Source organism: Kineosporia sp. NBRC 101731, from assembly GCF_030269305.1.
Taxonomy (GTDB): Bacteria; Actinomycetota; Actinomycetes; order Actinomycetales; family Kineosporiaceae; genus Kineosporia.
On record NZ_BSTC01000004.1, the window covers coordinates 593,088 to 603,842 of the forward strand.

Genomic DNA, 10,755 nt, shown 5'->3' on the forward strand with positions numbered 1-10,755 from the left:
TCGGCGGATACGCGTGCGTGCACTGGCATGGTCACTGGTGGCCCTGGGCGTCCTGGTCTCGTGGGCCTGGTCCACCGAGCTCTCGATCGCCGGCTCGTCGGCGACCGAATTCATCGCGGGGATAGCGACCTTCGCGCTGCTGGCAGGGGGCATCGCACTGCTCTGCCGCAGCCGGACCCTTCACCATCGGCCGGTGCGGGTGGCTTACCTCCTCGCGTTCGGAACCTGCGTCGCAGCGGCGCTGGCAGCCGCGGCAGTGCCGCCCGTGGCCACGAGAAGGTCAACGGAGAGCGTGAATTCAACGATCGGCCCGGTCACCTTCAGCACCTTCTGGCTGGCCCGCACCGCGGGCGTCACCAGCGACCAGTACCGGCGAACCCACCTGAGCATCACCGTGCACGCGCATGAGCTCAGCGCTCCCCGGTTGCAGGCGACCGTGTCGTTCACGGACGGAACCCCCGACCTCAGCTGTGCCAATACCCAGCCGGTGTGGATTCACGAGGTCGCGACCCTCACGCTCGGGTGCGACAGCTTCACGCCCGCCTCGTCCCTGCGATCCATCAGGGCCATCACCATCACCGAACCGTAGGAACGCCCGGACGAGGTGACAGTTTCTTCAGAAGTGAAGCCTCCGGCGTAGAATGGTCGGCGTGAGCACTCCTGGAACCGCCGGGGCAGACGCCGAGCCGGGGCGCAACGCGCGGCGCCGAAGCCGCACCCGCGCAGCGTTGATCGGGGCCGCCCAGCAGATCTTGATCGAGGGCAACGGCGCCAACGTGAGCATTCAGGCGATCACCGAGCGGGCAGACGTCGGGCTGGGCTCGTTCTATAACCATTTCCCCGGCCGGCCAGAGCTTTTCGCCGCTGCCCGCGAAGATGCGACCGCCCGGTTCCGGGCGTGGATCGATGAGCGGATCGGCGAGGAGACCGATCCGGTGCGGCGCCTGACGCTCAACATCCGCCTGACGGGACGCTTCGCCGCAGCCCACCCGGACGTGTCCCGGGTCCTCCTGAGCCGTCTTGCCGATCCTGATGTTTTCTCCACAGCGATCGCGCCCGGGCTGCACCGCGATGTCCTGGCGGTGATCACCGCGCAGGGTCTGGACGACGACGACCCGGACGTCGCCGTGATCGCCGTTTCCGGAGCGATCGAGGCCGTCATCAATGCTGCGGTGCGTCAGGGGCCGGCCGACCTGACCCGGATGGCCGATGCCATTGCCAGGAACGTGCTGCGCATGCTCGGCGTCGCCGAGACCGACCTCACGAAGGTGCTCGCCGCTCCCTTGCCCGGCGCGTGAGGATCGAGCCTGTCGGCCAACAGTGGTCGACAGGTTTTACGTGCCAGACATATCAACACGAAAGGGTTCATCCAGGCCAAGGAGGGCTGTCGTCCGTTTCACCGATGCCCCTGGAAGGACCATCGTCATTTCCGCCTCCGGAAGACACATAGCTCTGGTCGCGCACGACAACAAGAAGGCCGACCTGATGCGCTGGGCCGAGCACAACCTGCAGGCCCTGCACGGTCACACCCTGTACGCCACGGGCACCACCGGCACCCTGCTGGAGTTCGAGCTCGGCCTACCGGTCACCCGATTCCTGAGCGGCCCGGTCGGTGGAGACCAGCAGATCGGCGCCCGGATCGCCGAGGGCAGCATCGACGTCCTGATCTTCTTCTGGGACCCGCTCGAACCCCAGCCGCACGACCCCGACGTCAAGGCACTCCTGCGCATCGCGGCGCTCTGGAACATCCCCGTCGCCTGCAACATCGCCTCGGCCGACATGATCATCACGTCACCGCTGCTGATCGACGTGGTGGGATACCAGCCGCTGCGCCCCGACTTCGGCCCCCGCACGATCGACGAGTTCACCACCGCCGAACTGGAACCGATCGGCTGACCCACCCGCATCCGGCCCCGCCAGGGCGATGACCACGAAGGTCGCCCACCTTCTCGTTCGTGATCATGCGATCCCCCAGCCTTCCCCGGGAAGGTTCGCATGATCACGGACGAAGAAGTGCCTGCGGACCGGGACGCCTCGCCCGCGATGCCGCACCCGCTGGCCATGACCGGCCGACACCGGTCAGCTGGTCAGCTGGTCAGACAGGCGCTCACCCGGCGAACCACATCGCCCAGCGCATCGTCCTCCCGCAGGTCGACCACTTCGGCGTCCACGACCATGACCGGGCTGCCGGTGTAGCCGTCGACCACGACCAGACGGGCAGTCCAGTTCGTCGAATCGTTCGGATGGCCACGGGCCCTCGAACTGCGCCAGATTCCCGTTCCGGCCGTCGGCCCGGGGCAGGTCCGCGTGGAGGTCACCGCCGCCGGGCTGAACTGCTGAACCCGATGGACTGGTTCTTGAACATACTCCCGGCCCTGAAGGACCGGGATTACAACGACTACGCGACCTGGGGAGACCGGTTTCGTTGAGATTCGCGTTTCATCGACCGGGCCGACTTCACCCTGTCTTCACGCGCTGTCATCGCAAGTCCTGCGGCGATATTCCGTGCCGCGTTCACGTCGGCGTTGTCCTGATGCCACTCAACGATCGAAGGTCTACGTACCCCCAAGGCCGCTGAACACATCCCCCGCCATTTCAGATCAGTAGGGCCGGTCCAGCAAAATGTGAGGATACCCCCGAGTGACCAGATCCCCCAGCTCTACGCTCAGCTCGCCAATCAGGTGATCGAGGGTCGCGGTTGCTTTCTCTATGCTGTCGGCTTGTCCTTTGTACTCGAATTCGACGAAGTCACCGGCCCCGGCGACCTGGTCCAGTGCCACTTCGACGTCGGGTAGTTCCCAGATCGTGCGGGTCTTGTCGACGGTGACCAGCGGCGTGAAGCCCAGCGCGATGAGGGTGCGGCGGATGGCTTCGGGGTCGCCGACCGGTGACTCGTATTCGTCGGCGTGCGTCTTGAGCTGCGCCCCCGTCGGGTGCCAGAGCTTGTAGTTGAGCGAGGCACCCCGCTTGCTGGTGCGCAGGCGCAGCCACTCGTCAATGGTGTCCGCCGCAGTGAAGTCGCGGTGCGGGGCGTTGTAGTAAGCGTCGATCTGCTGCACCGGATCGCTTGGCTGGGCCCCGGTCGCCGCGAGCCTGGCCCGCAGCTTCTCCGCGTTCGGCAGGATGAACTTCTTCTCCACCTCGATGTAGTCCATGAAGCCCTTCCGCTGTGTGATCTATGGTCTGACGTGCGGGTGAATGATCGAGCGAGCCTCTTCCAGCTCACCCGGCTGGAGCGGTTGAAGGAGGCTACCGACGTTCATCGTGATCTGGTCAGGGTTCCGGAATCCCGTCAGCACCACTGCGTCCGGGGTGCTGTGGAGCGCATAGCCTAGGGCGACTCGCACGAGGTCTGCCGTGTCAGTGCCGAAACGGTCTCGCAGTGGGCGCAGTCGATGGGCTACCTCGGCGAGTACCTCTGGTCTGAAGGCGGTCGGCACTGCGATGGTCCTGAGCACTGAACACCGGCGTGGGATGCGAGGAGTAGTTGCGCACCAGGCGTCCCTGCCCGAGGGCCTGCTTGATCAGGACACCGACATCGTGCCGGCGCGCGAAGGCGAAGATGTCTGTCTCACCTTCGTGGGCAGGTGAGCTCAGGAGGTTGTAGCGGACCGCGATGACCTGGGGCTGGATCATGTGGAACAGGTGCAGCCAGCGGGCAGTTCGCGTTGCGGTCGGGCCTTCCCCTCTGGCCCATTCTTCGGCGAAGGTGTGCGGTGCCCTCATGCCGATGGCCCGGATGACGCGCATGTCCCGCAGACCTCGCAGCAGTTCGAGTGCCTGCTGAAGGTATTGATCGTTAGGGCCGAAGTTGCTGCTGTGCAGGAAATAGCAGTCGATGTAATCGGTTCCGAGGTTGGTCAGGCTCCTCAGGATCTGGCGTTGCAACCGCTGTGGTTCGTAGGGGTGTTCACCCTTCTCAGCGAAGAACCCGCCCTTGGTACAGATCACGACATCTTCCCGCTCGGCGCTAACCAGCAGTCTGCCGAGCAGTCGTTCGCTGGTCCCGTGGCCGTAAACATCTGCGGTGTCGAACAGGTTGATGCCCAGTTCCAGCGCTCGCACGAGAGCGGCGAGCGCGGTCTGCGGGTCGACGTCGTCCCATCCGATCGGCATCCCGGCGTTGGTGGCGGGTCCGCTGATCGTCCAGCATTCGTCCCGTTCCCCCTGAGAGTGTCCTCACGACGCACGAACGGTACGCCTATCGATGTGACGGCACTCACGCGACACACAGGATCGCTGCGGCACGCCGGGCGCAGCCGAGACCGGTCACCTGGCCAGGTGGGCACTCACCCGCCGGACCACATCGTCCAGTGCTTCGTCCTCCCGCAGGTCGACCGTTCCGGTGTCCACGACGATGACCGGGCTGCCGGTGTAGCCGTCGATCCAGCGGTCGTACGCCTCGTGCAGCGCCTGCAGATAGTCGAGACTGATCCCTGATTCATAGCCGCGACCGCGGCTCTTCACGCGTTCCAGGAGCACGTCAGGCTCGGCCCGGAGGTAGACCAGGGCCGCCGGGGCCGGCAGCACGGTGGCGAAGGAATCCAGCAGCGTGGTGAATGTGGCCCGCTCGTCGTTCGTGGCCAGACCGCCGTCATGGGCCACCGCCGCGAAGACGGCACCCTCCAGATAGCTCCGGTCGAAGACGGTGGGCACCCCACCGGGGCGGTACTCACGCCCGACCGTCAGCGTGCGTTCGGCCAGGAAATGCACATCGACGTGGAAGGTCCATCGGCGCATGTCGCCGTAGAACCGGTCGAGGTAGGGATTGGTGTCTGCCGGTTCGGTGACCAGTCGCCCGGCCAGGGCGGACGACAACCGGCTGGACGTCGTCGACTTGCCCGCCCCGATGTTGCCGGCCACGAAGACCAGGTTCGACGTCTGGATGTCAGCGTCCACTCCTCACCCACCTCGCTCTGCGGCCAGGAGGCCGATCGTCGGGATCACCGCGTCTTTCATCATGTACCGCCGGGGTCAGGGGCGCGTTCCCCGCGCCCGGCTGTCATCCGGTTCGCAGGCCGTGCAGGAGAACGCCCAGGAGGCGATCGGCCCGGGCGGCGTGCTCAGGTAGTGGAGCGACCGTGAAGATGCCGATGAGGTGGGCGGCGACATCTTCGGCGGTGACGTCGTCGCGTAGCTCCCCGGCGGTCCGGCCTGCACGCAGCAGGCTCTCGATCGCGTTGATCAGGTTGGTGTGGGTCTGGGCGTGGGCGATCTCGTCGGACTCGATCATGGCCAGCAGCGTGCTCAGCATGCCGTCCTTGGTGGCGATCCAGTTCCCGAAAAGGTCCATCCAGCGCCGCAGGGCCTGCGTGGGAGGCAGTGTCGCCAGGAGCTCGTGGGCGCCCTCGGTGAGCCGGACCACCTGGTCGGCGTAGACGGCGGCGACCAGGGCCTCGCGGGTGGGGAAGTGCCGGTAGAGCGTGGCGATGCCGACCCCGGCCTCGCGGGCGATCTCTCGCAGCGACGGCTCGGGGCCGGCTGCCATGAAGACGCGGGTGGCCACCTCCAGGAGCTGCGTGCGGTTGCGCGCGGCATCCGCCCGAGGGGGTGACGACGGCATCTCTTTCAAACGGATCACGCTCCGGTTGTGTTATGTTCGTTGAACCGGAGCATAGTCCGTTTCTTCGTCCGAGTCTTCTCAAGGAGCTTGACCAGCATGAACACCTCAACCATCACCGGCCGGGCCGTCCAGTTCGTCGAGTCGTTCGGAGGGCCGCAGGCCCTCGAACTGCGCCAGATTGCCGTCCCGGCCCTCGGCCCGGGGCAGGTCCGCGTGCGGGTCACCGCGGCCGGGCTGAACCCCATGGACTGGTTCATGACCTCCGACGCCGACGCTGCGGCCCGTTTCGGCCTGAGCCTGCCGTGCGGGTTCGGGAACGACTACGCGGGCATCGTGGACGAGGTCGGTGACGGCGTCGATGGCCTGTTCACGGTCGGCGAGCGGGTGTTCGGCGGCGCCTTCTCCCGCAGCGTCGCCGACTACGTGGTCGTGGACGCGCCCGGTCACATCGGCCGGGGCGGCGACATCCACCCCACGCCGGACGACCTCGACGACCGCATCGCGGCCACCCTGTCCATCGCCGGGTGCACGGCCGCCGCCGCACTCGCCGTCATCAACCCCGGCCCGACCGACACCCTGCTGATCGGTGGCGCCGGAGGCGGCGTCGGCGTCTTCGCCGTCCAGCTTGCTCGCCTGGCCGGCGCGCGCGTCATCGGGGCCGGATCAGCCGCCTCGGCCGACGCCCTGCGGGCGCTGGGGGCCGAACCGGTCACCTACGGCGACGGCCTGGCCGAGCGGGTTCGCGAACTGGCCCCCGAGGGCATCACCGCAGCCATGGATCTGCACGGCACGGACACGATCGCCGTGGCCCGCCAGCTCGGCGTACCGGACTCCCGCATGACCACGATCGCCGCCGTCGTCGAGGGCATCACGCCCGCCAACGGCGCCAGCGCCACCCCTGGCGCCATCGAGGAGATCGCCCGCCTCGCCGCGCAGGGCCGACTGCGCGTGCCGATCGCGGCGAGCTTCCCCGTCCAGGAGATCCGTGCCGCCGTCGAGCTGCAGGCCGGACGGCACGTGCACGGAAAGGTCGTGATCAACCTCGTATGAGAATCCGGACCGGACCCGCCACCGCCCCGGGCGATGCGGACCACATCGAGCACGCCGTCTGGGTGACGGCCTTCACCATCATCGTCGGGGCCATGGCGGTGGTCTTCGACGCCACCATCGTCAGCGTCGCCCTCCAGGACCTGACCACCGACCTGCACGCGTCACTGAACACGATCCAATGGGTGAGCACCGGCTACCTGCTGGCCATGTTCGTCACGATCCCCGTGACTGGCTGGGCCCAGGCCGCCCTGGGCGGCAAGACCCTCTGGCTGGTGTCCCTGTCGACGTTCCTGCTCGGATCGGTCCTGTGCGCCGTGGCCTGGGACGCCCCCAGCCTCATCGCCTTCCGGGTGCTCCAGGGCATCGGTGGTGGCGTCATGCTGCCCCTGATGACCACGCTCATCATGCAGGCGGCCGCAGGTCGCAACGTCGGCCGGGTGATGGCCGCCATCACGTTGCCGACCACCCTGGGGCCGATCATCGGACCCGTGATCGGAGGGGCCATCCTGGCCGTCGCCGACTGGCGCTGGCTCTTCTTCGTCAACGTCCCCTTCTGCCTGGCCGGCCTCTGGCTCGCCCACCGCAACCTGCCCGCGCAGGCGCCCCGAGGCAACGTGCGCCTGGACGCGATCGGCCTGGCGCGCATCTCCCCCGGCATCACCGCGCTCATCTACGGCCTGTCCCAGGTACCCGGCAGCGGCGGGTTCACCAGCGCCCGGGTCGAGGTACCGCTCGCCATCGGCATCCTGCTCGTGCTCGCCTTCATCGCCTGGGCCCGCGCCCGGGGCTCCCGGGCACTCATCGACCTGCGGCTGCTGAAACACCTTCCGCTCGCCTCGGGATCGCTCCTGGGCTTCCTCGCCGGCGCCACCCTGTACGGCGCCATGTTCCTGCTGCCGCTCTACTGGCAACAGGCCCGCGGCCAGGACGCGCTCGGCGCAGGACTGCTGCTCATCCCCCAGGGCATCGGCACCCTGCTCTCGCGCAACCTCGCCGGCCGATACACCGACCGGTTCGGGCCACGCTGGGTCGCCCTGGCCGGGTTCCTGCTCGTCACGATCGCGACCATCCCCTTCGGCTTCGTCACCAGCGACACCAGCTACATGCTGCTCATGCTCTCGCTCCTGGTCAGAGGTTTCGGGATGGGAGTGGCGATCGTGCCACTGCTCGGAGCATCTTTCGTCGGCATCTCCCACGACGACATCCCCAACGCCAGCATCATCACCCGAGTCGCCCAGCAGATCGGAGGATCCATCGGAACCGCCCTGCTCGCCGTCGTGCTCCAGCACACCTCGTCCAGCAGCCCGGCATCGGGCGGCGCCCCGGACTTCGGCAACGCTTTCTGGTGGGCGATCGCCTTCACCGCCCTGGCCACCCCCGTGTGCCTGCTGCTGCCCGGGCGAACTCTCCCCGCACGTTCAGACCTCACCGGCCCCCCGTCGCCATCGCCCACCTCGGTCGCGGGAATGACATCCCGGGGATAATCCGTGCCCGGTCATCAAGCCCGATGAGGGGCCGGTGCCCCGGTCAGGGCCGGGGAGACGTCGACGGGGCCTGCTCGATGCGGGTCCAGCCCTTCCATCCGCGCCCCTGCAGGATCTTCAGGATCCGCCCCGAGATCGGGGACGCCTCACTCATCGCCGCGTCCATCAACTGCACGAACGGGTCGTCGAGGCCCTGAGCCCCGCTCTCCCCCGCCTCGACCGCCCGGAACATCAAACGCTCCAGCACATCGGCGATCTCGACAATACGGGGCTCATCGGGACTCCAGTCGATCGCCTCGCTGAGCAGGCGGTAGAGCTGGACCATGTCCGCGTCCTCGAGCTCGGCGTTCTTACGGGCCACGATGTCGTCGATCTGCTCGGGAACCTGGGCGGCCAGCATGATCCAGGCCGGCCGCTCCAGATCCAGGTAGCGCTCGTTGATACCCAGCGCGCGCAGCCGGTCGAGGTAGGACACGACGACGGCCGGCAGGGCCAGGTGATCGCCCGCGGCCAGCCGCGCGATCCGGGTGCGGTTGTCCTGCAGCCGCCGGATCTCGGAGCGCAACTCCTTGTCGATCTCCTGCACGCCGCGAGCGAAACCGGCGTCGTCGGCGTCCAAAAGCTCCTGCACCCGGGCCAACGGCACCCCCGCATCGGCCAGGGTGCGGATGCGGATCAGGCGCACGACCGCTGCCGCGCCGTAGGTGCGGTAGCCGGAGGCATCACGTTCGGCCTCCGGCAACAGCCCGATCTGGTGGTAGTGCCGCACCGCCCGCACCGTCACTCCCGCGTGCCGGGCCAGCTGGCTGATGGTGATCATTGGGACATATTTCCTCAGCCGATGCGGCGGCGGTAGTTCCGCCCGGCGAAGGCCCAGGCGATCACCAGCACCCCGACGCACCAGGCGAGCGCGACCCAGATGTCGTCACCGGCCGCTTGCCCGCCCAGCAGCGCGCGGACGGTGTCGACGATCGAGGTCACGGGCTGGTTCTCGGCGAAGGCCCGCAGCGGGCCGGGCATGCCCTCGGTGGGGACGAAGGCGGAGCTGATGAACGGCAGGAAGATCAGGGGGAAGGCGAAAGCGCTCGCTCCGTCGACGGATTGGGCGGCCAGGCCGGGGATGACGGCGATCCAGGTGACGGCCAGGGTGAAGAGCGCCAGGATGCCGATGACCGCGAGCCACTGCAGCAGGTCGGCGCCGGAGCGGAACCCGATGAGCACGGCGACCAGGACGACCAGGGCCAGGGAGATCAGGTTGGCGACCATGGAGGTGAGCACGTGGGCCCAGAGCACGGCCGAGCGGGAGATCGGCATCGACTGGAACCGCTCGAAGATACCGCTGCTCAGGTCGGTGTAGAGCCGGACCGCGGTGTATGCGACGCCGGAGGCGACGGTGATGAGCAGGATGCCCGGCAGCATGTAGTCGACGTATTTGACGGGGCCGGTGTCGATCGCGCCGCCGAAGACGTAGACGAACATCAGCATGATGGCGATCGGGGTGATCGCGGTGGTGACGATGCTGTCGAGGCTGCGGGTGATGTGTTTGAGGGATCGCCCGGTCAGGATCGCGGTCTCGGTGAAAAACATTACTGCTCCTCGTTCTTGGTCGAGCCGACGACGGCCAGGAAGACATCGGTGAGGGTGGGCTGCTTCTCGACGTACTCGACCTTGGCGGGAGGCAGGAGCTGCTTGAGCTCGGCCAGGGTGCCATCGACGATGATCCGTCCCTCGTGCAGGATCGCGATCCGGTCGGCGAGCTGCTCGGCCTCTTCCAGGTACTGGGTGGTGAGCAGCACGGTGGTGCCCTGCGCGGCCAGTTCCCGCACCGCGTCCCAGACCTCGATCCGCCCCTGGGGGTCCAGACCGGTGGTGGGCTCGTCGAGGAAGATGACCGGCGGGTCGCCGATCAGGCTCATCGCGATGTCGAGCCGGCGCCGCATGCCACCGGAGTAGGTGGCGACCTTCTTCTTACCGGCCTCGCTCAGCCCGAACCGCCGCAGCAGCTCGTCCGCGATCTTGCCCGGTTCCCGCACCCGCCGCAGCCGGGCGATGAGCACCAGGTTCTCGCGTCCGTCCAGCACCTCGTCGACCGCCGCGAACTGCCCGGTGAGGCTGATCGAGCGGCGCACGTCGCCCGGCGCGGTGGCCACGTCGAAGCCGTTGACCAGTACCGTTCCGGCGTCGGCCCGGGCCAGGGTGGACAGGATCCGCACCGCGGTGGTCTTGCCCGCCCCGTTGGACCCCAGCAGCGCGAACACACTCCCCCGCTGCACCTGAAGGTCCACCCCGCGCAGTACCTCGTGGTCCCCGAACGCCTTGCGTAACCCTCGAACCTCGATCGCGAGGTCTTTGCTCTGTTCTGACGACATCGTCTTTTCCTCCGCTCCCGGCTGGTGATCACCAGGGTGGAGGGTTGACCCTGCGTCAGGGTCAAGTCGCTGCGGGAAGCAGTTCCTGACTCCGGCAGGCCGGCAAGCCGCTGTGAGAGCTGTCCGGCCTGCTGCGACCACGTTGTGATCCAACGTCCACTCAGCCCGGATCCGCCGACCCGGTTTGAGTGGCCGAGTGCGGTCATTTCCTGATCGTGATTTCAGGTATTTCCTGGCGTGGGCGTGAGTGATGACCCGGTCTGCCCGGGTTTTCCACTTCGGTTCCTGG

General features: G+C 67.6%; 13 protein-coding genes. 5 read left to right on the forward strand and 8 right to left on the reverse strand.

What is annotated here, in order from left to right:
* Positions 1 to 13: 13 nt before the first annotated feature.
* The 3 genes from QSK05_RS15635 to QSK05_RS15645 all read left to right on the forward strand — a co-directional run bounded on the left by QSK05_RS15635 (position 14) and on the right by QSK05_RS15645 (position 1,896).
* On the forward strand, positions 14 to 589 hold the full coding sequence (locus QSK05_RS15635; RefSeq protein ID WP_285597928.1) for a hypothetical protein: 576 nt from the start codon (positions 14 to 16) through the stop codon (positions 587 to 589).
* A 61-nt stretch (positions 590 to 650) separates the two neighbouring features.
* A complete protein-coding gene (locus tag QSK05_RS15640; RefSeq protein ID WP_285597929.1) occupies positions 651 to 1,298 on the forward strand; it encodes a TetR/AcrR family transcriptional regulator in 648 nt (215 codons plus the stop codon).
* A gap of 127 nt (positions 1,299 to 1,425) precedes the next feature.
* Entirely contained in the window at positions 1,426 to 1,896 is a 471-nt protein-coding gene (locus QSK05_RS15645) for a methylglyoxal synthase (protein ID WP_352301415.1), read from the forward strand.
* A gap of 191 nt (positions 1,897 to 2,087) precedes the next feature.
* On the opposite strand, the gene QSK05_RS36645 is transcribed toward QSK05_RS15645, so the two are convergent.
* The 5 genes from QSK05_RS36645 to QSK05_RS15670 form a co-directional block, all read right to left on the reverse strand.
* Complete coding sequence (locus QSK05_RS36645) at positions 2,088 to 2,318, reverse strand: hypothetical protein (protein ID WP_285597931.1); 231 nt, start codon at positions 2,316 to 2,318, stop codon at positions 2,088 to 2,090.
* A 282-nt stretch (positions 2,319 to 2,600) separates the two neighbouring features.
* Positions 2,601 to 3,155, reverse strand: coding sequence for a class IV adenylate cyclase (gene cyaB / locus QSK05_RS15655; protein WP_285597932.1), 555 nt, complete (start codon positions 3,153 to 3,155; stop codon positions 2,601 to 2,603).
* 205 nt (positions 3,156 to 3,360) lie between these two features.
* Positions 3,361 to 4,116, reverse strand: a complete 756-nt coding sequence (locus QSK05_RS15660) for an aldo/keto reductase (protein ID WP_285597933.1) — start codon at positions 4,114 to 4,116, stop codon at positions 3,361 to 3,363.
* A 153-nt stretch (positions 4,117 to 4,269) separates the two neighbouring features.
* Positions 4,270 to 4,899: a deoxynucleoside kinase gene (locus QSK05_RS15665; protein ID WP_285597934.1), complete on the reverse strand. Its 630-nt coding sequence runs from the start codon at positions 4,897 to 4,899 to the stop codon at positions 4,270 to 4,272.
* A 103-nt stretch (positions 4,900 to 5,002) separates the two neighbouring features.
* Positions 5,003 to 5,563: a TetR/AcrR family transcriptional regulator gene (locus QSK05_RS15670; RefSeq protein WP_352301418.1), complete on the reverse strand. Its 561-nt coding sequence runs from the start codon at positions 5,561 to 5,563 to the stop codon at positions 5,003 to 5,005.
* 96 nt (positions 5,564 to 5,659) lie between these two features.
* Between QSK05_RS15670 and QSK05_RS15675 the strand changes: the two genes are divergently transcribed.
* Positions 5,660 to 6,613: an NADP-dependent oxidoreductase gene (locus QSK05_RS15675; RefSeq protein WP_285597936.1), complete on the forward strand. Its 954-nt coding sequence runs from the start codon at positions 5,660 to 5,662 to the stop codon at positions 6,611 to 6,613.
* Complete coding sequence (locus tag QSK05_RS15680; protein WP_285597937.1) at positions 6,610 to 8,097, forward strand: MDR family MFS transporter; 1,488 nt, start codon at positions 6,610 to 6,612, stop codon at positions 8,095 to 8,097. Before QSK05_RS15675 ends, QSK05_RS15680 begins: the two co-directional genes overlap by 4 nt.
* A 43-nt stretch (positions 8,098 to 8,140) precedes the next feature.
* On the opposite strand, the gene QSK05_RS15685 is transcribed toward QSK05_RS15680, so the two are convergent.
* From QSK05_RS15685 to QSK05_RS15695, 3 genes are read right to left on the reverse strand one after another with little or no spacing between them, the layout of a single operon-like run.
* Positions 8,141 to 8,917 (reverse strand): MerR family transcriptional regulator, encoded by a 777-nt coding sequence (locus tag QSK05_RS15685; protein ID WP_285597938.1) that lies wholly within the window; start codon positions 8,915 to 8,917, stop codon positions 8,141 to 8,143.
* Between the two features lie 14 nt (positions 8,918 to 8,931).
* Positions 8,932 to 9,684 carry an ABC transporter permease gene (locus QSK05_RS15690; RefSeq protein ID WP_285597939.1) on the reverse strand — a complete coding sequence of 251 codons (753 nt, stop codon included), beginning with the start codon at positions 9,682 to 9,684 and terminating at the stop codon, positions 8,932 to 8,934.
* Positions 9,684 to 10,466: an ABC transporter ATP-binding protein gene (locus QSK05_RS15695; protein ID WP_285597940.1), complete on the reverse strand. Its 783-nt coding sequence runs from the start codon at positions 10,464 to 10,466 to the stop codon at positions 9,684 to 9,686. The genes QSK05_RS15690 and QSK05_RS15695 overlap by 1 nt, the downstream gene beginning before the upstream one ends.
* Positions 10,467 to 10,755 lie beyond the last annotated feature (289 nt).

Bases quoted from the DNA above. Each gene is read 5' to 3' on its own strand.
- QSK05_RS15680 (WP_285597937.1), top strand. From the start codon at position 6,610: ATGAGAATCCGGACCGGACCCGCCACCGCCCCGGGCGATGCGGACCAC.
- QSK05_RS15685 (WP_285597938.1), bottom strand. From the start codon at position 8,917: ATGATCACCATCAGCCAGCTGGCCCGGCACGCGGGAGTGACGGTGCGG.
- QSK05_RS15690 (WP_285597939.1), bottom strand. From the start codon at position 9,684: ATGTTTTTCACCGAGACCGCGATCCTGACCGGGCGATCCCTCAAACAC.
- QSK05_RS15660 (WP_285597933.1), bottom strand. From the start codon at position 4,116: ATGCCGATCGGATGGGACGACGTCGACCCGCAGACCGCGCTCGCCGCT.
- QSK05_RS15675 (WP_285597936.1), top strand. From the start codon at position 5,660: ATGAACACCTCAACCATCACCGGCCGGGCCGTCCAGTTCGTCGAGTCG.
- QSK05_RS15695 (WP_285597940.1), bottom strand. From the start codon at position 10,466: ATGTCGTCAGAACAGAGCAAAGACCTCGCGATCGAGGTTCGAGGGTTA.
- cyaB (WP_285597932.1), bottom strand. From the start codon at position 3,155: ATGGACTACATCGAGGTGGAGAAGAAGTTCATCCTGCCGAACGCGGAG.
- QSK05_RS15670 (WP_352301418.1), bottom strand. From the start codon at position 5,563: ATGCCGTCGTCACCCCCTCGGGCGGATGCCGCGCGCAACCGCACGCAG.